Origin of the sequence: Burkholderia sp. Bp9090 (genome assembly GCF_003857985.1) — a bacterium.
GTDB lineage: Bacteria > Pseudomonadota > Gammaproteobacteria > Burkholderiales > Burkholderiaceae > Burkholderia.
On the sequence record NZ_QTPV01000012.1, the window covers coordinates 140,513 to 162,243 of the forward strand.

General features: G+C 68.8%; 23 protein-coding genes and 1 tRNA gene. 18 read left to right on the plus strand and 6 right to left on the minus strand.

What is annotated here, in order from left to right; translation table 11 throughout:
• Positions 1-71 precede the first annotated feature (71 nt).
• Positions 72-146: transfer RNA gene (locus DIE16_RS14445), tRNA-Gly, on the plus strand.
• A gap of 142 nt (positions 147-288) precedes the next feature.
• Positions 289-1,056 carry a tRNA (guanosine(46)-N7)-methyltransferase TrmB gene (trmB, locus tag DIE16_RS14450; RefSeq protein WP_124487751.1) on the plus strand — a complete coding sequence of 256 codons (768 nt, stop codon included), beginning with the start codon at positions 289-291 and terminating at the stop codon, positions 1,054-1,056.
• Positions 1,057-1,181: 125 nt separating this feature from the next.
• Here the strand turns inward: trmB and DIE16_RS14455 are convergent, their stop codons facing one another.
• The 3 genes from DIE16_RS14455 to DIE16_RS14465 all read right to left on the minus strand — a co-directional run bounded on the left by DIE16_RS14455 (position 1,182) and on the right by DIE16_RS14465 (position 3,125).
• Positions 1,182-2,012 (minus strand): undecaprenyl-diphosphate phosphatase, encoded by an 831-nt coding sequence (locus DIE16_RS14455; RefSeq protein ID WP_044846253.1) that lies wholly within the window; start codon positions 2,010-2,012, stop codon positions 1,182-1,184.
• 78 nt (positions 2,013-2,090) lie between these two features.
• Positions 2,091-2,672, minus strand: coding sequence for a DUF1439 domain-containing protein (locus DIE16_RS14460; RefSeq protein WP_044846254.1), 582 nt, complete (start codon positions 2,670-2,672; stop codon positions 2,091-2,093).
• A 141-nt stretch (positions 2,673-2,813) separates the two neighbouring features.
• Entirely contained in the window at positions 2,814-3,125 is a 312-nt protein-coding gene (locus DIE16_RS14465) for a YkgJ family cysteine cluster protein (RefSeq protein WP_124892513.1), read from the minus strand.
• Positions 3,126-3,295: 170 nt separating this feature from the next.
• On the opposite strand from DIE16_RS14465, the gene hemN reads away from it, so the two are divergent.
• From hemN to ureG, 16 genes are all read left to right on the plus strand, one after another.
• Positions 3,296-4,687, plus strand: coding sequence for an oxygen-independent coproporphyrinogen III oxidase (hemN, locus tag DIE16_RS14470; RefSeq protein ID WP_124892514.1), 1,392 nt, complete (start codon positions 3,296-3,298; stop codon positions 4,685-4,687).
• Positions 4,688-4,759: 72 nt separating this feature from the next.
• Positions 4,760-5,017, plus strand: a complete 258-nt coding sequence (locus DIE16_RS14475; RefSeq protein ID WP_044846256.1) for a hypothetical protein — start codon at positions 4,760-4,762, stop codon at positions 5,015-5,017.
• Positions 5,018-5,121: 104 nt separating this feature from the next.
• Positions 5,122-5,778: a protein-L-isoaspartate O-methyltransferase gene (locus tag DIE16_RS14480; protein WP_124487749.1), complete on the plus strand. Its 657-nt coding sequence runs from the start codon at positions 5,122-5,124 to the stop codon at positions 5,776-5,778.
• Between the two features lie 11 nt (positions 5,779-5,789).
• Positions 5,790-6,113, plus strand: a complete 324-nt coding sequence (locus tag DIE16_RS14485) for a rhodanese-like domain-containing protein (protein WP_006758748.1) — start codon at positions 5,790-5,792, stop codon at positions 6,111-6,113.
• A 549-nt stretch (positions 6,114-6,662) separates the two neighbouring features.
• Positions 6,663-7,970 (plus strand): urea ABC transporter substrate-binding protein, encoded by a 1,308-nt coding sequence (urtA, locus tag DIE16_RS14490; protein ID WP_124522153.1) that lies wholly within the window; start codon positions 6,663-6,665, stop codon positions 7,968-7,970.
• A 133-nt stretch (positions 7,971-8,103) separates the two neighbouring features.
• Entirely contained in the window at positions 8,104-9,723 is a 1,620-nt protein-coding gene (gene urtB, locus DIE16_RS14495) for an urea ABC transporter permease subunit UrtB (RefSeq protein WP_124522155.1), read from the plus strand.
• 1 nt (position 9,724) lies between these two features.
• Complete coding sequence (gene urtC / locus DIE16_RS14500) at positions 9,725-10,912, plus strand: urea ABC transporter permease subunit UrtC (RefSeq protein ID WP_124892515.1); 1,188 nt, start codon at positions 9,725-9,727, stop codon at positions 10,910-10,912.
• The gene (urtD, locus tag DIE16_RS14505) at positions 10,909-11,766 is read left to right on the plus strand and encodes an urea ABC transporter ATP-binding protein UrtD (protein WP_124521602.1); all 858 of its coding nucleotides are present in this window, start codon (positions 10,909-10,911) and stop codon (positions 11,764-11,766) included. The genes urtC and urtD overlap by 4 nt, the downstream gene beginning before the upstream one ends.
• Before the next feature lie 4 nt (positions 11,767-11,770).
• Positions 11,771-12,463: an urea ABC transporter ATP-binding subunit UrtE gene (gene urtE / locus DIE16_RS14510; protein ID WP_124521600.1), complete on the plus strand. Its 693-nt coding sequence runs from the start codon at positions 11,771-11,773 to the stop codon at positions 12,461-12,463.
• Positions 12,464-12,636: 173 nt separating this feature from the next.
• Positions 12,637-13,512, plus strand: a complete 876-nt coding sequence (locus DIE16_RS14515; RefSeq protein WP_124892516.1) for an urease accessory protein UreD — start codon at positions 12,637-12,639, stop codon at positions 13,510-13,512.
• 236 nt (positions 13,513-13,748) lie between these two features.
• Positions 13,749-14,051, plus strand: a complete 303-nt coding sequence (gene ureA / locus DIE16_RS14520) for an urease subunit gamma (RefSeq protein WP_006406310.1) — start codon at positions 13,749-13,751, stop codon at positions 14,049-14,051.
• A gap of 14 nt (positions 14,052-14,065) precedes the next feature.
• Positions 14,066-14,371 carry an urease subunit beta gene (locus DIE16_RS14525; RefSeq protein WP_044846264.1) on the plus strand — a complete coding sequence of 102 codons (306 nt, stop codon included), beginning with the start codon at positions 14,066-14,068 and terminating at the stop codon, positions 14,369-14,371.
• Between the two features lie 28 nt (positions 14,372-14,399).
• On the plus strand, positions 14,400-16,106 hold the full coding sequence (ureC, locus tag DIE16_RS14530) for an urease subunit alpha (protein ID WP_044846265.1): 1,707 nt from the start codon (positions 14,400-14,402) through the stop codon (positions 16,104-16,106).
• A gap of 18 nt (positions 16,107-16,124) precedes the next feature.
• A complete protein-coding gene (gene ureE / locus DIE16_RS14535) occupies positions 16,125-16,763 on the plus strand; it encodes an urease accessory protein UreE (RefSeq protein WP_124892517.1) in 639 nt (212 codons plus the stop codon).
• The gene (locus tag DIE16_RS14540; RefSeq protein WP_124521590.1) at positions 16,750-17,430 is read left to right on the plus strand and encodes an urease accessory protein UreF; all 681 of its coding nucleotides are present in this window, start codon (positions 16,750-16,752) and stop codon (positions 17,428-17,430) included. The genes ureE and DIE16_RS14540 overlap by 14 nt, the downstream gene beginning before the upstream one ends.
• 14 nt (positions 17,431-17,444) lie before the next feature.
• Positions 17,445-18,092, plus strand: a complete 648-nt coding sequence (gene ureG / locus DIE16_RS14545; protein ID WP_044846268.1) for an urease accessory protein UreG — start codon at positions 17,445-17,447, stop codon at positions 18,090-18,092.
• Between the two features lie 61 nt (positions 18,093-18,153).
• Here ureG and waaA read toward each other — a convergent pair whose 3' ends face one another.
• Genes waaA through waaC form a run of 3 tightly spaced genes read right to left on the minus strand, consistent with a single transcriptional unit; the run spans position 18,154 to position 21,479 of the window.
• Positions 18,154-19,509, minus strand: coding sequence for a lipid IV(A) 3-deoxy-D-manno-octulosonic acid transferase (gene waaA / locus DIE16_RS14550; RefSeq protein ID WP_124551304.1), 1,356 nt, complete (start codon positions 19,507-19,509; stop codon positions 18,154-18,156).
• Positions 19,510-19,546: 37 nt separating this feature from the next.
• Entirely contained in the window at positions 19,547-20,431 is an 885-nt protein-coding gene (locus DIE16_RS14555) for a Kdo hydroxylase family protein (protein WP_124521586.1), read from the minus strand.
• A 52-nt stretch (positions 20,432-20,483) separates the two neighbouring features.
• A complete protein-coding gene (gene waaC / locus DIE16_RS14560; protein ID WP_124487740.1) occupies positions 20,484-21,479 on the minus strand; it encodes a lipopolysaccharide heptosyltransferase I in 996 nt (331 codons plus the stop codon).
• Positions 21,480-21,731: the final 252 nt, after the last annotated feature.

The following is a 21,731-nucleotide window of genomic DNA, read 5'->3' on the forward strand; positions in this document are numbered from 1 at the left end:
AGTTTCGCTCCCACCGCCCAAATCTCCCCGCTTGCCATCCTCACGCCAAACCCTGTAGAATTACCCGTTCTGCGGGCGTCGTATAATGGCCATTACCTCAGCTTCCCAAGCTGATGACGTGGGTTCGATTCCCATCGCCCGCTCCACCTTCGGCTGCTCGGCAGCCTGCGCAAGAGCCGCCTCGTCGAAGGCGGCTTTTTTGTACCATCTGCCTGTCCATCGGGCAGCACCGCTGCGCGTAGCGGGCGTAACGGGCCCGCGCCCGAACCAAGCCTTTCTCTGTCACCGATGATGCACGACGATCCGAACGAAGCCGGCCTGCCGCCGGACGACGCCGCCCTTCCCGACGAAGCCGCCGACGGCGCCGACGAAGTCAATCCGCTGCACCGACGCCGCATCCGCAGCTTCGTGACGCGCGCCGGCCGCGTGTCGACCGGCCAGCGCCGCGCGCTCGACGATCTGGGCCCGCGCTTCGTCGTGCCGTACGCCGCTGAAATCCCCGACTGGGACGCGGTGTTCGGCCGCCGCGCGCCGCGCATCCTGGAAATCGGCTTCGGGATGGGCGCGTCGACCGCGGAAATCGCCGCGCATCGCCCGGGCGACGACTTCCTCGGCGTCGAGGTGCACGAGCCGGGCGTCGGCGCGCTGCTGAAGCTGATCGGCGAGCAGGAGCTGCCGAACATCCGCATCATCCAGCACGACGCGGTCGAAGTGCTCGAGCACATGCTCGCGCCGGAAAGCCTCGACGGCGTGCACATCTTCTTCCCGGATCCGTGGCACAAGGCGCGTCACCACAAGCGCCGGCTGATCCAGCCGCCGCTCGTCGCGCACCTCGCATCGCGCCTGAAACCGGGTGCGTACCTGCATTGTGCGACCGACTGGCAGAACTATGCGGAACAGATGCTGGAAGTGCTCGGCGCCGAACCGACGCTCGAGAACACGGCCGCCGACTACGCGCCGCGCCCCGACTACCGCCCCGTCACGAAGTTCGAACGGCGCGGGCTGCGGCTCGGCCACGGCGTGTGGGACCTGGTGTTCCGCAAGCGCGCCGGCTGACCACGGCTCGCGGCAGCACGGCGCATGCTGCGCGCCGCGCCATGAAAAACGGCCCGACCGGCATCTTGCCGATCGGGCCGTTCTTCATCCATCTGTCGGGAGCACCTGTGCCCCCCGCACCGGCATCACGCCCAGTTCAGCCACCCGCTGTAGCCCACCAGCAGCACGAACAGGCCGAACGCGATCCGGTACCACGCGAACACGGTGAAGTCGTGCGTCGCGACGAAGCGCAGCAGCCAGCGCACGCACACGAACGCGCTGACGAACGCGGCAACCAGCCCGAGCGCGAACAGGCCGAGCGAGTCGACCGTGAATGCCTGCCAGTCCTTGACGGTTTCATAGAGCGTCGCGCCGAAGATGATCGGAATCGCGAGGAAGAACGAGAATTCGGTCGCGACGCGCCGGTCGAGGCCGAACAGCATCCCGCCGATGATCGTCGAGCCCGAGCGCGACATGCCCGGCACCAGCGCGAAGCATTGCGCGAGGCCGACCTTCAGCGCATCGAGCGGCGTGAGCGCATCGACCGACTGCACGCGCGGCGGCTCGCTGCGTTCGCGCTGCCGCGCCTCGGCCCACAGGATGATCGCGCCGCCGACGACGAGCGCGAATGCGACCGGCACCGGCGAGAACAGCACGGCCTTGATCTTCTTCTCGAACAGCAGGCCGAGCGCGATCGCGGGAATGGTCGCGATCACGACGTTCAGCGTGAAGCGCTGCGCGTCGGGCCGGCTCGGCAGCCCGGACACGATGGACACGATCCGCTGCCGGTATTCCCAGCAGACCGCGAGAATCGCGCCGAACTGGATCACGACGTCGAAGGTCTTCGCGTGCGCATCGTTGAAATTCAGGAAGCTGCCCGCGACGATCAGGTGGCCGGTGCTCGACACCGGGAGGAATTCCGTCAGCCCCTCGACGACGCCGAGGATCAATGCCTTGCAGATCAGGATCCAGTCCATCCGTGGCCCAACTCCGAAGTAGTCGAAAGAAAGGGCCGCGTCACCGCCGCGGCCCGCCCGGCCGCGCGCGGTGCGCCGTCACTTTTCGACGATCGCCACGCGTATGCCGTTTGTAAGAATCGTAATTGTACCGGGTTCGTAGTTCACGCCGGCAAATTGCAGTTGCTCGGGCTTGAACGTATAGATCGGATAGTTGGTCAGCACCTGCGTCGCGAGCAGGCCGGCGGCCGCGCCGACCTGTTGCGCGTACATCTGCGCGTTGCCGTCGAGCACGAGGCTGTCGACGGCCGGCGCCTTCAGCACGACCGAGCGGCTCGGCGCGTCGTAGGCCAGCTGGCCCGACACGGTGAACTTGCCGCTCACCGGTTCGCTCAGGAACGGACTCGCGAAATGCGCATCGAGCTGCACCGCGACGCGGTTCTGGTCGGGCAGCAGGTTGACGGCCGGATTCGCCAGCGACACGTCGACGACCTGCGCGACCGTCTTCTGGTACGGAAACTTGCGCGCGACGGCCTTCTGCACGTCGCCGCGCGAGAACGTGTAGTGATCGGGAATGAACGGAAACGTCGACGCACAGGCGGCGAGCGATACCGACACGCCGATGGCGCCGGCGCAAGCGGCGAGGAAGCGGCGCCGGCCAGGCGTGCAAGATGCGGTCATGCTGAACAATCTCCTGTATCGGGCGAAGCGGCAGTCCGGTTATCGGCTCCGCCCCATGTGGCGCTGGGGACCGAAGTTAGTGCTTCGACGCGCGTCGCCGGTTCCATGCGCGTGCCGGCAAACGACAGCGCGGGCAGCGCGTCAGTGGGCAGCGCCGGGCGACGGCTGCGTCGCGATCTCGAGGCGCGTCAGCCACGCGAGCGCGTCGTCGCGCGACGCACCGCACATCTCGGCGGACGGCTGCAGCCCGGAACAGCACGCGGGCCGCTCGGGCCGGCCGAAGATCCGGCAGCGCAGGTCGTCGCCGAGCTGCACGCAGCGCACGCCGGCCGGCTTGCCGTCGGGCATTCCCGGAATCGGCGAGGAAATCGACGGCGCGATACAGCATGCGCCGCACCCCTCGCGGCACGCGTGCGGCGGCGGGACCTCGGCGGGCGCCGGACGGACAGGCATTTCGACGGACACTCGGCTCTCTCACGAACAACAAAAAACGGTGCGGCAACCGGACGCAGCGTGCGGCAGCCCACCGCGCATTGTGCCACCGCCGGCTGCGACGTTATTACACAATGCAGCCGGAACGCGCGTTCATATACTCCAAAGCATCCAAAAAGCGCGAGACCATCATGAGTTCCGGTTCTGCCGACACACTGTTCCGTCCCGATTTGCTCGCGAAGTACGGTGCGAACGGGCCGCGCTATACGTCCTACCCCACCGCGCTGCAGTTCCGCGACGAATTCGACCCGACCGACTACGTGCGCGCCGCGGGAGATCCCGGCGCGTCGGCGAGCGACCTGTCGCTGTACTTTCACATCCCGTTCTGCAACACGGCCTGCTTCTATTGCGGCTGCAACAAGATCGCGACCAACAACCGCCGCCGCGCGCGCCCGTATCTCGAGCAACTGAAGCGCGAACTGGCGCTGCAGGCCGCGCTGTTCGATCCCGCGCGCCCGGTCACGCAGCTTCACTGGGGCGGCGGCACGCCGACCTTCCTGTCCGACGACGAAACGGCCGAGCTGATGGCGGCCACCCGCGAACATTTCGCGCTCGCGCCGGACGCCGACGCCGAGTTCTCGATCGAGATCGACCCGCGCACGGTCACGCCCGCGACGCTCGTCCACCTGCGCAACATCGGCTTCAACCGGCTGAGCCTCGGCGTGCAGGATTTCGATCCGGTCGTGCAGCAGGCGATCAACCGGGTCCAGCCGCTCGCGATGACGGCCGACCTGCTGTCGGCCGCGCGCACGACGGGCTTCCAATCGGTCAGCGTCGACCTGATCTACGGGCTGCCGCACCAGACGGTCGCCGTGTTCGCGCGCACGCTCGAGACGATCATCGAGCTCGCGCCGGACCGCCTGTCGGTATTCGGCTACGCGCACATGCCGCACCTGTTCAAGATGCAGCGGCAGATCGACGACGCGACGCTGCCGCCGCCCGCAACGCGCATCGCACTGCTCGGCCTCGCGATCGACATGCTGACGCAGGCCGGCTACGTGTACATCGGGATGGACCACTTCGCGCGGCCGTCCGACGAACTCGTGCGCGCGCAGCGCAACGGCACGCTGCAACGCAATTTCCAGGGCTACAGCACGCGCGCGGATACCGACCTGGTCGGCTTCGGCGTGTCGTCGATCGGCAAGGTCGGCGACGTCTACGCACAGAACGCGAAGGACCTGCCGGCCTATGGCACCGCGCTCGACGCGGGCCGGCTGCCGATCGCGCGCGGCGTGCGGCTCACGCCCGACGACCGGCTGCGCCGCGACGTGATCACGCAGCTGATGTGCAACCTCGAACTGCCGTTCTCGCATATCGAGGCGGCGCACGGGATCCGCTTCGCCGATCACTTCGCGCGCGAGCTCGACGCGCTGCGCGGGTTCGAGCAGGACGGCCTGCTGACCGTCGCCGGCGACCGCCTGACGATCCATCCGGCCGGCCGGATGGTCGTGCGCAACATCGCGATGGCGTTCGACGCGTACCTCGGCCAGACGCCGCATCAGCGCTACTCGCGCACCGTCTGACACCGCACGGCCGCATGCGGGCGGCCGGTTTGATAAAGTAAAGGGCTCCACGCCCCTGCAAGAACCCGCACGATGCGCACCACCAAAGCAACCCACGCGGTCGAACGCCTCAAGACCCGTTCCGGCAACCCGCAGTTCGCCGCCGTCGCGATGGCGGGCGGCCTGTTCTACCTGGTCGACCGCTCCGGCGGCACCGCCGAGAAACGCAGCGAGCCGCTGCCGCTCGACGAATTCGTCAGGTTCGTCGACGAATTCGGCCCCAAAAAGCCGCGCAAGGCGAGCAAGCTCGACCTCGCGTTCGAGGCGCAGATCAAGAAGAGCAAGGCGTAAAGGTCTGTTGCAGGCCGTCTGAAGGCTTCGCCGCCGCCCCGTTTGGTACAATCACGAAGTTTCTCTATCCCCGCTGATGGCCGACCTGGCTGCGTGACCACACCATGAATATCGAAAACGCGCGTTTCAACATGATCGAACAACAGATCCGGCCGTGGGACGTGCTGGATCTGGACGTCCTGGGCCTGCTGTCGATCGTCAAGCGTGAACACTACGTGTCGCCCGAACACCGCGATCTCGCGTTCGCCGACCTCGAGCTGCCGCTGCCCGGCGGCCGCAGCAAGATGCTGTTCCCGCGCGTCGAAGCGCGCGTGCTGCAGGAACTGGCGGTCAAGAAGCACGAGAACGTGCTCGTGATCGGCGCGGGTTCGGGCTACCTGGCCGCGCTGTTCGCGCATCGCGCGCAGCACGTGACGGCCGTCGAGATCGATCCGGCCATCGCGAAGTTCGCGGCCGACAACCTGCGCAACGACGGCGTGACGAACGCGGAAGTCGCACTCGGCGACGGTTCGCTCGGCTGGCCCGACAAGGCGCCGTACGACGTGATCTGCGTCGCGGGCGGCCTGCCGGTCGTGCCGCAGCAGATGCTCGAACAGCTGAAGATCGGCGGCCGCCTGTCGGCGTTCGTCGGCGGCCGTCCGGTGATGAAGGCGCAGGTCATCACGCGCATCGACGAGAAGCAGTACCGCGTCGCCGACGTATTCGAAACCTACGTCGACCACCTCGTCAACGCGATCGAACCGTCGCGTTTCAAGTTCTGAGCGGCGGCCCCATGCAGATCCTGACGCCCGCGATGCTTGCGGAATGGCTTCGCGATCCGGCGCGCCCCGCGCCGGTCGTGCTCGACGTGCGCGAGCCGTGGGAAATCTCGACCGCGCAGATCGCCGGCAGCGTGTCGATCCCGATGCAGCAGATCCCCGCGCGCAGCGAGGAGCTCGACGACGAAGCGGAAATCGTCTGCGTGTGCCATCACGGGATGCGCAGCGCGCAAGTCGCGATGTTCCTCGAATCGCGCGGCTTCACGAAGCTGTACAACCTGCAGGGCGGCATCGACGCGTGGTCGCGTGACGTCGATCCGTCCGTACCGCGTTACTGACCTTCCCGGCGGCGCATCGCGCGCCGCCACGGCGACCGGCAAGTAATAGCCGATCGCTCCAGTCCCGCCGAACGGGCGCACATGGCGCGCCCGTTTGCGTTTCTGCTGCACCGTTCCATCCTCTTCCGTTTGTTTCCGCACGCCGGCCATCCGCGTCCGCTCGATGACGCGAGGCGGCGAGAACCCGGGCAACGCACCCGTCGAGCGGAGCGCCTCGCCCTTCCCCTGGCACTTCATGACCAAGCCATGTGCACGCGACGCCGACACGACACGGCCGGATGCGTGCGCATCGATCCCGCGCCGCCCCCCTTCGACGTGTGACGCACGCGCTCGAACCCGGGCCCCAGCCGTGCACCATTTGCGCCCGCACGAGCGCACCGCAACGGATCGCGCATGCTGCACGACGCGTCATGCGCACCGCGCCGGCGCCCCGCGCCGCCCCGCACAGGCACGCCCGGCGTGCATCGGCGCGACTGGCACATGCCTTGCGTTACTCCGATGCCGGCGCCGCCACGGCGCACGCACATCCAACATGACAAGGGGATCCCGATGAAACGTCGCAGTCTGTTGAAGTTCGGTTCGATGGCCGGTGCACTCGCGCTGGCAGGCAAGAGTCCGTTCGCTCACGCGGCCGATGCGGGCACGGGCCCGATCAAGGTCGGCATCCTGCATTCGCTGTCGGGCACGATGGCGATCTCCGAAACGTCGCTGAAGGACACGGCGCTGATGACGATCGCCGAGATCAACAAGAACGGCGGCGTGATGGGCCGCAAGCTCGAGCCGGTGGTCGTCGATCCCGCATCGAACTGGCCGCTGTTCGCGGAGAAGGCGCGCCAGCTGCTCACGCAGGACAAGGTCGCGTGCGTGTTCGGCTGCTGGACGTCGGTGTCGCGCAAGTCGGTGCTGCCGGTGTTCGAGGAGCTGAACGGCCTGCTCTACTACCCGGTGCAATACGAAGGCGAGGAAATGTCGCGCAACGTGTTCTACACGGGCGCCGCGCCGAACCAGCAGGCGATCCCCGCCGTCGAGTACCTGATGAGCGCGGAAGGCGGCGGCGCGAAGCGCTTCTTCCTGCTCGGCACCGACTACGTGTATCCGCGCACGACCAACAAGATCCTGCGCGCGTTCCTGAAATCGAAGGGCGTGAAGGACGCCGACATTCAGGAGGTCTACACGCCGTTCGGCCACAGCGATTACCAGACGATCGTCGCGAACATCAAGAACTTCGCCCAGGGCGGCAAGACGACCGTGGTCTCGACGATCAACGGCGATTCGAACGTGCCGTTCTACAAGGAGCTCGGCAACCAGGGGATCAAGGCGACCGACGTGCCGGTGGTCGCGTTCTCGGTCGGCGAGGAAGAGCTGCGCGGGATCGACACGAAGCCGCTCGTCGGCCATCTCGCCGCGTGGAACTACTTCATGTCGGTGAAGAACCCGACCAACACGAAGTTCAAGGACCAGTTTGCCGCGTGGGTGAAGGCGAACAACCTGCCGGGCGGCGCGAAGCGCGTGACGAACGATCCGATGGAGGCGACCTACGTGGGCATCCACATGTGGAAGCAGGCCGTCGAAAAGGCGAAGAGCACCGACGTCGACAAGGTGCGCGTCGCGATGATCGGCCAGACCGTTGCCGGCCCCTCGGGCTTCACGCTCACGATGGACGGCAACCATCACCTGCACAAGCCGGTGATGATCGGCGAGATCCGCGGCGACGGGCAATTCAACGTCGTGTGGAAGACGAAGACCGCGGTGCGCGCGCAGCCGTGGAGCCCGTTCATCGCGGGCAACCAGGGCAAGCCGGACATCGTCAGCTCGATCCCGGCGTTCCTGCGCCGGCAGCGCGCGGCGCTGGCCTGATGCGATGCGGGGCGCGGCGCACCGGCGTGGCGCTCCGCTTGCAGGCCGGTGCGCGAATGCCGGTACTCACCGTAACGCATCGCACGCGCACCGCCGCACGAACCCGCTTTCCCACGCCCGACAGGATCTCCCGATGCCTACACGCTTTCGCCGCGCCGCCGTCGCGGTCGTCGCCTGTGCCGCGCTGGCGGGCGCACTGCCGCGCGCCGCGTTCGCCCTGACGGCAGCCGATACCGCCGCGCTCGCCGGCGACGACTTCGACGCGAAGACGGCTGCGGTCGACCGTCTCGCCGCCGATGCCGACCCGCGCGCCGTCGCGTTGCTCAATGCGCTGTCGAGCGGCGACGCGCTCGCGACCGGCGACGGCCGCCTGCTGATCCAGACCGGCGACACCGCGCACGACGCGCTCACGCAAGCCGCGACGCCGGCCGGCGACGCGCAGCCCGTGATGCTGAACAACCTGCTGCGCACGAAGATCGCCGGCGCGCTGTCGGGCCTCGCACTCGCGTCGCCCGACGTCGCCGCGCGCCGCGACGCGATCGATGCGCTGCTGAAGTCGCCCGACCCGGCGCTCAAGCCGATGATCGATCGCGCGCGCGCGAAGGAAACCGATCCCGCGCTGAAGCGCCGCCTCGACGCACTGTGGGCCATTGCCGCGCTGCACGACGCCGATCCGGCGAAGCGTCTGGAAGCCGTGCAGGTGGTGGCCGCGCGCCGCGACCTCGACATGATCGAGCAGTTGCGCCCGCTCGTCGCGAAGAATGCCGACGGCAGCTACACGGAACCCGACGCGCGCGTGCGCGACGCCGCGCAGCAAGGCCTCGACGCATTGCACGCGCTGCAGCGCCGCGGCGAAATCGCCGGCACCGTGTTCGCGGGCCTGTCGCTCGGCAGCGTGCTGCTGCTCGCGGCGCTCGGGCTCGCGATCACGTACGGGCTGATCGGCGTGATCAACATGGCGCACGGTGAATTCCTGATGATCGGTGCGTACGCAACCTATGTCGTGCAGACGCTGATCCAGCGCTACGCGCCGGCCGCGTTCGACTGGTATCCGCTCGTCGCGGTGCCCGTTTCGTTCGCGGCGGCCGCGCTGGTCGGCGTCGTGCTGGAGCGGCTCGTGCTGCGGCACCTGTACGGCCGCCCGCTCGAGACGCTGCTCGCGACCTTCGGCGTGAGCCTGATCCTGATCCAGGCGACGCGCATGCTGTTCGGCGCGCAGAACGTGCAGGTCGTGAACCCGTCGTGGATGAGCGGCGGCGTCACCGTGATGCAGAACCTGATCCTGCCGTACAACCGGCTCGCGATCCTCGCGTTCGCGCTCGCGGTCGTGTGCGTCGCGTGGGGCGTGCTGACGAAGACGCGGCTCGGCCTGTTCGTGCGCGCGGTCACGCAGAACCGGCGGATGGCCGCGTGCGTCGGCGTGAAGACCGCGCGCGTCGACGCGTATGCGTTCGCGTTCGGCGCGGGCATCGCGGGCCTCGGCGGCTGCGCGCTGTCGCAGATCGGCAACGTGGGCCCCGACCTCGGGCAGAACTACATCATCGATTCGTTCATGGCGGTCGTGCTCGGCGGGGTCGGCCAGATCGCCGGCACCGTGCTCGGCGGCTTCGGGCTCGGCCTCGTCAGCAAGGCGATCGAGCCGTTCTGGGGCGCCGTGCTCGCGAAGATCGCGGTGCTCGTGATGATCGTGCTGTTCATCCAGAAACGTCCGCAGGGCATGTTCGCCCCGAAGGGACGCAGCGCGGAGGCCTGACATGACTTCAATCACCGATTCGTTGTCGAAGCCGATCGCCGACACGCCGAAGCCCGCTGCCGCCGCGCGTGCGGAGGATAAGTTCGCGCTCGGCCTGCCGCCCCGCCCCGCGCTGCTGTCGCGTCGCGCATGGCTCGCGCTCGTCGCGCTGTGCGTCGCGATCGGCATCGGCGTGCCGCTCGCCGCGCTGGTCGCGCCCGAGTCGAGCGCGTTCCATCTGTCCGCGTATGCGATGACGCTCGCCGGCAAGCTGATGTGCTACGCGATCGCCGCGCTCGCGCTCGATATCGTGTGGGGTTACTGCGGCATTCTCAGCCTCGGCCACGGCCTCTTCTTCGCGCTCGGCGGTTATGCGATCGGCATGTACCTGATGCGCGAGATCGGCCGCGACGGCAAGTACGGCAGCGACCTGCCCGACTTCATGGTGTTTCTCGACTGGCATCAGCTGCCGTGGTACTGGAGCGGCACGCAGCATCTCGCGTGGGCGCTCGCGCTGGTCGTGCTCGTGCCGGCCGTGCTCGCGTGGGTGTTCGGCTTCTTCACGTTCCGCTCGCGCGTGAAGGGCGTGTACCTGTCGATCATCACGCAGGCACTGACGTTCGCGGCGATGCTGCTGTTCTTTCGCAACGAGACGGGCTTCGGCGGCAACAACGGCTTCACCGACTTCAAGCGCATCGCCGGGTTTCCGATCACGTCGCCCGGCACGCGTACGGTGCTGCTGCTGCTGACCTTCGCGACGCTCGTGCTCGCGTTCATCGTCGCGCGCGCAATCGTCACCAGCAAGCTCGGGCGCGTGGTCACCGCGGTGCGCGACGGCGAGACGCGGCTGATGTTCCTCGGCTACAGCCCACTCGCGTACAAGCTGTTCGTATGGACGCTGTCGGCCGTGCTGTGCGGGATCGCGGGCGCGTTGTACGTGCCGCAGGTCGGCATCATCAACCCCGGCGAGATGTCGCCCGGCAACTCGATCGAAATGGCGATCTGGGTCGCGGTGGGCGGGCGCGGCACGCTGATCGGGCCGATCGTCGGCGCGTTCGCGGTGAACGGCGCGAAGAGCCTCTTTACCGCGTACTTCGCCGAATACTGGCTGTTCTTTCTCGGCCTGATCTTCGTGCTCGTGCCGCTCCTGCTGCCGCGCGGCATCATGGGCCTCGTCGACACGCTGCTCGCAAAGGGGAAACGCGGATGAACGGCACCGCCCTCTACCAGTTCACGCCACCGCCCGAGGACGAGCTGCTGGCCGTCAGCGGCAGCGCATCGATGGGCCGCGTGGCGCCGCCCGGCATCGACACGTCGCATGGCACGATCCTCTACCTCGAGGACATCGAGGTGAGCTTCGACGGCTTTCGCGCGCTGAACAAGCTGTCGCTCGCGATCGACGCGGGCGAGCTGCGCTGCGTGATCGGCCCGAACGGCGCGGGCAAGACGACGATGATGGACGTGATCACCGGCAAGACGCGGCCCGATGCGGGCAAGGTGTTTCTCGGCCAGACCATCGACCTCGCGCGGATGAACGAACCCGGGATCGCGCGCGCGGGGATCGGCCGCAAGTTCCAGAAGCCGACCGTGTTCGAACAGCATCCGGTGTGGGAAAACCTCGAACTGGCGATGCAGACCGACAAGGGCTGGCTCGCGTCGCTGCGCGCGCGGCTCGACCGCGCGGCGCAGGCGAAGATCGAGGAGACGCTCGCGCTGATCGGCCTCGAAAGCGACGCGTATCGCGCGGCCGGCGAGTTGTCGCACGGGCAGAAGCAGCGGCTCGAGATCGGCATGCTGCTGATGCAGCGCCCCGCCCTGCTGCTGCTCGACGAGCCGGCGGCCGGGATGACCGACCACGAGACGATGGAGCTCGCGAAGCTGCTGAACACGCTGCGCGGCACCTGCTCGATGATGGTCGTCGAGCACGACATGGAGTTCGTCGCGGCGCTCGCGGGCGACACGGGCCGCGTGACGGTGATGGCCGAAGGCGCGGTGCTCGCGCAAGGCACGCTCGACCAGGTCAAGCGCGACGACGCGGTGATCGAGTCTTACCTCGGACGGTGACGCAATGCTGAAGATCGATGCACTGAACCAGTACTACGGCGGCAGCCACATCCTGCGCAACGTGACGCTGGCCGCCGACGACGGCAAGCTCACCGTGCTGCTCGGCCGCAACGGCGTCGGCAAGAGCACGCTGCTGCGCTGCCTGATGGGCGTCGTCGCCGCGAAGAGCGGCAGCGTGTCGTGGCGCGGCACCGCGCTCGGCGCACTGCCGCCGTATGCGCGCGTCGCGGCCGGGCTCGCGTACGTGCCGCAGGGCCGTGACATCTTTCCGCGGCTCACCGTCGAGGAGAACCTGCTCGTCGGCGCGGCAAGCCGCAAGGCGCCATCGAAAGTGCCCGACCGCATCTACGACCTGTTCCCGGTGCTGAAGGACATGCGCGCCCGGCGCGGCGGCGACCTGTCGGGCGGCCAGCAGCAGCAGCTCGCGATCGGCCGCGCGCTGATGAGCGAGCCGCAGTTGCTGATCCTCGACGAGCCGACCGAGGGCATCCAGCCGTCGATCATCCAGGACATCGGCCGCACGCTGCGCCAGCTCGTCGACGAATCGAAGATGACCGTGCTGCTCGTCGAGCAGTATTACGACTTCGCGCGCTCGATCGCAGACCATTACTGGGTGATGAGCCGCGGCGAGGTCATCGCCGGCGGCGATGCGCGGGACATGGAAACGAACGGCGTGCGCGAGCTGATCGCGGTGTAGCGCGCCACGCAGCGCAGGATTGCGCCCACGCGTGGCGCCGACGGTCGACGCATGTCACGCGATGGCCGGCGCCGTCGCCGCTCCCCTTCGCCACGTTCGGCAACCCGAACACCCAAGCGTATAGTGTTGCGGTAGCATCCTCGATCACCGCGCCCGTTCCCTGCTTCCCGCCGATGTCCGCCCTCGATTCCCACGCCCCGCTGTCCCGCCCCGCCGTCGCCAAGTCGTGGCGCGGCCGTCTCGAACTCGGCTTCGAACGGCACGGCGCGCGCACGACGCTCGTCCATCGGCTGCACGACGGCCCGCTGCGCGTGCAGCGGCCGCTGTATCCGGAAGGCGACGCGATCTGCCACGCGGTCATCGTCCACCCGCCGGGCGGTGTCGCGGGCGGCGACCGGCTCGACATCGACATCGCGCTCGGCGACGGCACGCACGCGGTGCTGACGACGCCCGGTGCGACCAAGTGGTACAAGTCGAACGGCCTCGACGCGACGCAACGCATCGGCATCACGGTCGGCGCGCACGCGAAGCTCGACTGGCTGCCGCAGAACAACCTGTTCTTCGACGCGGCCCACGCCGCGCTGGACTTCACGGTGACGCTCGGCGCGGGCGCGAGCGCGATCGGCTGGGACGCGACGCAGCTCGGCCGGCAGGCGGCCGGCGAAACGTGGTCGGCGGGCCGCATCGTGTCGGGTTCGGCACTCGTCGATGCCGACGGCCGGCCGCTGTGGACCGAGCGCGCGCTGCTCGACGCGCACGATCCGCTACGCGGCGCGCTGCAGGGCCTCGCCGGCTTTCCCGTGTACGGCACGCTGTGGGCGGCCGGCGCCGCGTGCGATGCCGCGCTCGCCGAAATGCTTGCCGCGCGGATGCCGTTCGACGACACGCTGCGCGCGGGCGCGACCTGCGTGACGCCGGGCGTCGTGCTGGTGCGCGCGGTGTCGACGTCGATGGAAGCGCTGCAGCGTCACTTCACCGACTGCTGGCTCCACCTGCGCCCGCTCGTGCACGGTGTCGACGCGCGACCGCTGCGCCTCTGGCAGACCTGAGCACGCGGCCCGGCACGCACCGTTTCGGCGCAGCAGCGACGCCCGCGTTGCCCACGATCCATGCATCGCGCACCACGATCGCGCATCGCCGCACGCCGCACCGACATGGCACGCACCTTGCTGCTTACATATCGGATACACGACGCAGGAACAACGGCGCGGTGCTACGATGAACCGCGCCCCCGCCGGCATCCCGCGCACCGATAAAAATTACGTTTTCCTGAACGACTGCCTTCATGAAACTGACTCCCCGAGAAAAGGACAAGCTGCTGATCTTCACGGCAGCGCTGCTGGCCGAGCGCCGCCGCGCGCGCGGGCTGAAGCTCAACTATCCGGAAGCGGTCGCGTTCATCACCGCCGCGCTGATGGAAGCCGCGCGCGACGGCAAGACCGTCGCCGAGGTGATGCACTACGGCACGACGCTGCTCACGCGCGACGACGTGATGGACGGCGTGCCGGAGATGATCCCCGACATCCAGGTCGAGGCGACCTTCCCGGACGGCACCAAGCTCGTGACCGTCCACCACCCGATTCCGTGACCGAGGTAGCACGCATGATCCCCGGCGAAATCCTCACCGACGACGGCGAGCACGAACTGAACGCGGGCCGCGCGACGATCTCGCTCGTCGTCGCGAACACCGGCGACCGCCCGGTGCAGGTCGGCTCGCACTACCACTTCTTCGAAGTCAACGACGCGCTGTCGTTCGATCGCGCGGCCGCGCGCGGCTTCCGGCTCAACATCGCGGCCGGCACGGCCGTGCGCTTCGAGCCGGGCCAGACGCGCACCGTCGAGCTCGTCGAGCTGGCCGGCGAACGCGCCGTCTATGGTTTTCAGGGCAAGGTGATGGGGCCGCTGTAAGCCGCGCCCCGCTCTTCAGGAACAGCACATGACACTACGCTTGAGCCGCCGCGCGTACGCGGAAATGTTCGGGCCGACGACGGGCGACCGCGTGCGGCTCGCCGATACCGAACTGCTGATCGAGATCGAACGCGACTTCACGACCTACGGCGAGGAGGTGAAATTCGGCGGCGGGAAGGTGATCCGCGACGGGATGGGCCAGTCGCAGCGCGTGGCCGCCGACGTGCCCGACACGATCATCACGAACGCGGTGATCCTCGATCACTGGGGCATCGTGAAGGCCGACATCGCGATCAAGCACGGCCGGATCGCCGCGATCGGCAAGGCCGGCAATCCCGACATCCAGCCCGGCGTGACGATCGCGATCGGCGCGGCGACCGAAGTGATCGCCGGCGAAGGGCTGATCGTGACGGCCGGCGGCATCGATACGCACATCCACTTCATCAGCCCGCAGCAGATCGACGAAGCGCTCGCGTCGGGCGTCACGACGATGCTCGGCGGCGGCACGGGGCCCGCCACCGGCACCAACGCAACGACCTGCACGCCGGGCCCGTGGCACATGGAGCGGATGCTGCAGGCGGCCGACGGCTGGCCGATCAACCTCGGCTTCCTCGGCAAGGGCAACGCGAGCCTGCCGCAGCCGCTCGTCGAGCAGATCGCGGCCGGCGCGATCGGCCTGAAGCTGCATGAAGACTGGGGCACGACGCCCGCCGCGATCGACAACTGCCTGTCGGTCGCCGACGACACCGACACGCAGGTCGCGATCCACACCGACACGCTGAACGAAGGCGGCTTCGTCGAATCGACCGTCGCCGCGTTCAAGGGCCGCACGATCCACACGTACCACACCGAAGGCGCGGGCGGCGGCCATGCGCCGGACATCCTGAAGGTGTGCGGCGAAGCGAACGTGCTGCCGTCGTCGACCAACCCGACGCGCCCGTACACGATCAACACGCTCGACGAGCATCTCGACATGCTGATGGTGTGTCACCACCTCGATCCGTCGATCGCCGAGGATCTCGCGTTCGCCGAATCGCGGATCCGCCGCGAGACGATCGCGGCCGAAGATATCCTGCACGATCTCGGCGCGCTGTCGATGCTGTCGTCCGACTCGCAGGCGATGGGCCGCGTCGGCGAAGTGATCATCCGCACCTGGCAGACCGCGCACAAGATGAAGGTGCAGCGCGGCGCGCTGCCCGAGGACGGCGCGCGCAACGACAACTTCCGCGCGAAACGCTACGTCGCGAAGTACACGATCAACCCGGCGATCACGCACGGCATCGCGCACGAAGTCGGTTCGATCGAACCCGGCAAGTGGGCCGACCTCGTGCTGTGGGAGCCCGCATTCTTCGGGATCAAGCCGTCGATGATCCTGAAGGGCGGGATGATCGCGATGGCGCAGATGGGCGACCCGAACGCGTCGATCCCGACGCCGCAGCCGGTCCACTACCGCGAGATGTTCGCCACGCGCGGCGGCGCGCTCGCGCGCACGTCGCTGACCTTCGTGTCGCAGATGGCGGCCGACGCGGGCATCGCCGAACGCTACGGGCTCGCGAAGCGCGTCGTGCCCGTGCGCAACTGCCGCAACGTGACGAAGGCCGACATGATCCACAACGCATGGCGCCCGTCGATCAGCGTCGATCCCGAAACCTACGACGTGATCGCCGACGGCCAGCTGCTCACCTGCGAGCCGGCGACGGTGCTGCCGATGGCGCAGCGCTATTTCCTGTTCTGATTTCCGGTTTTCCGTTCCATGCGCACCCTCGACAAACGCATTGCCCCGAACGTGAAGCTCGCCGCGTCGCTCGTCGCGCGCGCGCCGACGCTCACGCTCGCCTATGACGCCCGCTGCAAGAGCCGCCTCGCGGCCACGCTCGACACCGGCGAGGACGTCGCGGTCCTGCTGCCGCGCGGCACCGTGCTGCGCGACGGCGACGTGCTCGTCGCCGACGACGGCGCGCTCGTGCGCGTCGCAGCTGCCTCCGAAACGGTGCTGCTCGTACGCGCGGCCGACCCGCTCACGCTGATGCGCGCCGCGTATCACCTCGGCAACCGTCACACGCCGGTCGAGATCGGCGACGGTTACCTGAAGCTCGAAGCCGATCCGGTGCTAGCTGACATGCTGCGCCGGCTCGACACGCAGGTCGAAGAAACGAGCGCACCGTTCCAGCCGGAAGCCGGCGCATATGGTGGCGGCCACAAGCACGGGCACGATGCGACGTTCGCCGAGGACTACGCGCTCGCGCAGCAGGTCTTCGGCGAACACCACGGCCACTCGCACTCGCACTCGCACTCGCACTCGCACGATCACGATCACGATCACGATCACGATCACGATCATCAGCATGGTCCCGGCTGCTCGCACGGCCACCACGGTCATGACCACCACTGAGCTCGTCGCGCTGCTGCATCTCGCGTCGCCCGCATTGCCGATCGGCGCGTTCAGCTATTCGCAGGGACTCGAAGCCGCGCTCGACGCGAACCTGATCCGCGACGCCGACACCGCGCGCGACTGGATCGCGAGCGGGCTGACCGACGTGCTCGCACACGGCGAGCTGCCGTTCCTCGCGCACCAGCTCGCGCGCTGGCACGCGCACGACGCCGACGCGCTGGCGCGCGAGAACGCATGGTTCGTCGCGAGCCGCGAATCGGCGGAGCTGCGCCGCGAGACCGAGCAGATGGGCTGGTCGCTCGCGCAACTGTGCGCGTCGCTCGAATGGGGCGATGCCGCACGCCGCGCGACGCTCGCATCGCTCACGCCGATCGCGCTGCCGACCGCATTCGCATACGCGGCGGCCGCACACGGTGCCGGCGCCGACGCCACGCTCGCCGCATACGCGTTCGGCTGGGTCGAGAACCAGACGTCGGCCGCGCTGAAAGCGGTGCCGCTCGGCCAGCTCGCCGGCCAGCGCATCATCGTCGCGCTGCGCGGCGCGATCGACGCGGCCGTGCGCCGCGCGCTCGCGACGCCGCCCGACGCCATCAACACGTTCGCGCCGCAGCTCGGCATCCTGTCCGCACGGCACGAAACCCAGTATTCGCGGTTGTTCCGCTCCTGAACCCGATCCACGCCATGAACGCACCCGCAACCTCCTCCGCCCGCCGCACCAAGAAACTGCCGCCGCTGCGCGTCGGCATCGGCGGCCCGGTCGGCTCCGGCAAGACCACGCTGCTCGAAATGCTGTGCAAGGCGATGCGCGAGCGCTACGACCTCGTCGCGATCACGAACGACATCTATACGAAGGAAGACCAGCGCCTGCTGACGGTCGCGGGCGCGCTACCCGAGGAACGCATCATGGGCGTCGAGACGGGCGGCTGCCCGCACACGGCGATCCGCGAGGATGCGTCGATCAACCTGGAGGCCGTCGACCGCATGCTGTCGCGCTTCCCCGACGCCGACATCGTGTTCATCGAATCGGGCGGCGACAATCTCGCGGCGACCTTCAGCCCCGAGCTGTCGGACCTGACGATCTACGTGATCGACGTGGCCGGCGGCGAGAAGATTCCGCGCAAGGGCGGGCCCGGTATCACGAAGTCCGACCTGCTCGTGATCAACAAGACGGATCTCGCGCCGCTCGTCGGCGCGAACCTCGACGTGATGGCGTCCGACACGAAGAAGATGCGCGGCGAGCGGCCTTACGTGATGACGAACCTGAAGGCGCTCGAGGGCGTCGCCGATGTCGTCGCGTTCATCGAAAGGAAAGGATTGCTGACGGTGTGAGCGACGCGGCGGCGACATGCCGCCGCCACGTCGGCCCGGGGGACGGCCTTGCGCCGCCCGCTCAGTCGTCGGATGCGTCGGCCGCGCCGTGCATCGCACGCCCGCCGCGCTCGACGGGCGGCAGCAGCGCCGCGAGCACGTCGACCGAGCGCGCGGTCGCGCCGCGATGGCGCGACGCGAACGCGGCGCCGGCCGCGCCCATCGCGACGCGCCGCGCGTGGTCGGCGAACAGCGCATCGAGCACGTGCGCGAGATCGAGCGGATCCGCGACCTGCATCGCCGCGCCGGCCGCGACCGCATCGGCGGTCGCCTGCGTGAAGTTGAACACGTGCGGGCCGATCAGCACCGGCACGCCGACCGCACACGCCTCGATCAGGTTCTGCCCGCCGAGCGGCAGCAGGCTGCCGCCGATGAACGCGACGTCGGCGGCCGCATAGTACGCGCCGAGTTCCCCCATCGAATCGCCGAGCAGCACCGTCACATCGGCCGGCAACGGTTCGGCGGCCGGTCGGCCGGCCGCGAGCGCCGCGGCGTCGGCGGCCCACACCGAACGCCGCACGCACTTGAGCCCATTGCGCGCGACCAGCGCTTCGACTTCGGCGAAGCGCTGCGGATGACGCGGCACGAGAATCAGCAGCGCGCCGGCCGTCTTCATCGCGGCGAACGCCTGCAGCACCAGCGCCTCCTCGTTCTCGCGCGTGCTGGCCGCGACCCACACTGGCCGCGTGCCGATCGCGTCGCGCCATGCGTGGCCGCGCGCCGCCAGCTCCGGCGGCGTCGTCATGTCGAACTTCAGGTTGCCGAGCACCGCCACGTTGCGTGCACCGAGCGACGTCAGCCGCTCCGCGTCGGCCGGGCTCTGCGCGAGCACGCGCGAGAATCCGCCGAACACGTCGCGCGTCGCCGCGCCGAACTTCGCCGCGCGCCGATGCGAGCGCGCGGACATCCGCGCATTGGTCAGCACGAGCGGCACGTCCGCGCGGCGGCACTCGTCGATCAGCGTCGGCCACACCTCGGTTTCCATCACGAGGCCGAGCGTCGGCCGCCAGGCGCGCAGGAAGCGCCGCACCGCGCCCGGCATGTCGTACGGCAGGTAGCAGCGCAGCACGCGCTCGCCGAAGATCTGCTCGCCGGTCGCGCGGCCGCTCGGCGTCATGTGCGTGAGCAGGATGCGCGCGTCGGGCCGCGCGCGCATCAGCGCGTCGATCAGCGGCTGCGCGGCGCGCGTCTCGCCGACCGACACCGCATGCACCCAGATCAGCGGCGCGCGATCGTCCGGCGAACGGCCGGCGACGTGGCCGAAGCGCTCGCCGATGTGCTCGCGATAGCCGCGCTCCTTGCGCGAGCGCACGAGGAGCCGGATCACCGCGATCGGCGCGACGAGCCACCACAGCGCGCGATAGATCGCCCTCAGCATGCAGCAGCCCTCGTATTGCGTCGGTGAAAAGTCGAGCTCAAACCAGCGCCCTGCCCTGCAGGCGCTCGAGAATCCCGAGCGGCGCGCATTCGCGACGCACCATCGCGTCGACCGGCAGGAAGAAGGTCTGCTCGAGCATGAACTGGCCGGACATCACAGCGTGCGAAGTCTGATCGGAGAAACATATCCACACGCTGCCTGGCGGAAACGGCATCGTCTGCTGTGGACAAGTCTTCTGGTAGTCGAGATCGGCCTTCATCCCGTCGTGCAGGTTCAGCATGAGGTGGTCGTACGCGCTGCGTGGCGACTTCGTCACGTGCAGCAGGTTCAACAGCCACGCCGAGCCCGGCAACTGCGGCCGGATCTTCGGCAGGAAGCGTTTCGCGACGTCCTCGAACGGCTCGCCGACACGCCACACGCGCGGCACGCCGGCCGGGTTCACGTTCGTGAACACGCGCAGGATCCGCTCGCCGTAGTTCGGCCGCGACGGGAACGCGTCGACGTGCAGCCGGCTGTCGTCCTTGCGCCAGGATGTCTGGCGCGTCTCGACCTGCATCAGCCGCAGGCTCGTCGGCGCGACGCGCAGCTTGCCGCGGTATTCGGGAAACAGGCCGTCGACGAGCGTGCCGGCCTGCTGCTGGAAGCGCGCGACCAGCGCGCGCACGGCCGATTGCGTGACGCTGTCGCCGAGCACGCCGACGAGCGCACCGCCGTTCGGCGCGAGGCTGATGTTCTTGCGTTTCGGGTCGGCGAGCGCCGGATCGAGCAACGCTTCCTCGCCGCCTTCGATCGCGAAGCGCAGGTGCGGGAAATACAGCACCTTGCCTTCCTCGACCGCGGCGAGCAGCTGCTCGCGCGGCGTCGACAGGTTGTGTCCGCTCCAGTCGGCGGACGGGACTTCGATGATCTGGGATTCGCTCATGATCGGTTCGCGTGCGTGACAGGCAAGGCAGGCAGGACAGGCATGACGGGCTTCACAGCAGGCCGAAGCCCGCGAGTGCCGCCTTCACCTGCGCGATCGACGGCGGCTGCCCCGCCGTGCCGAGATTGACGACGTTCGGCGACCAGTATCCGCCGGTGCGCCAGGCCGTCGCGAAATTGTACAGTTCGACCGTCGGACGCTTCAGCGCGGCCGCGATGTGAACCAGACCTGTATCAACCCCGACCGTCGCGGCCGCGCCGTCGATCAGGCCGACGACGGCCGGCAGCGACAGCTTCGGCGGCACGATCGCCGCCGCGCCGAACGACTGAGCGAGCCGCTCGCTGGTCGCGCGCTCCGCGTCGTTGCCCCACGGCAGCACGAGCGACGCGCCGCGCCGCACGAGCGCCTGGCCGAGCTCGATCCAAGCGGCATCCGGCCACTGCTTGTCGGCGCGCGACGTCGCGTGCACGAACACCACGTACGGCACCGGCAGGTTCAGGCCGAGCGTCGCGACCGCGCGCGCCGCCGCGCGCGTATCGAGGCCGAAGTCGACCGGATCGGCCGGCGTCGGCGCCGGGTCGCCCAGCGCGGCCGCGACCAGCTGGCGCGAACGCTCGACCACGTGCGTGCGCGGCGCGATCGGCACGCGCTTGCGATAGAAGAAGCGCACCGGCCATTCGTAGCCGGCGCCGTCGGTGCGATTGCCGAGGCCGGCGAGCGGGCCGCGCGCCCAGCTCGCGACCCAGGCCGTCTTGATGAGCCCCTGGCAGTCGATCACGAGGTCGTACTGCTCGGCCGCGAGGCGCTTGCGGAACGCGCGGATCTCGCGCCACGTCGCGCCCGAGAACGGCTTCTTGCGCCAGCGGCGCAACGAGAACGGCAGCACGTCGCGCACGCCGTCGACGAGCCGCACGAGGTCGACGAAGCTCTCCTCGACGAGCCAGTCGATCTGCGCGTCGGGATGGCGACGCCGGATATCGGCGATCACCGGCATGTTGTGCACGACGTCGCCCAGCGACGACACGCGCACGATCAGGATCTTTTGCACGCTGAAAAAACGCCGGCGGACAGCCGGCGACAGGCATAAAGACGCGATTTTATCGCGCCCGGGGAGGCACACAGGCAAAAAGCGGCCGCACGCCGTCCGCGTGCGCCGCTTTTCGGGAATGGCGCGACGATCCTTCTACCGTCGTCGCACCGGCGGCGGCCCGCAGGCCGCCGGGGTTCAGAACGGCAGCTCGACGTCCGGCTTCGCGGCCGTCAGCACGCGGCGGAAGTCCGCCTGGATGCGCTCGAGCCC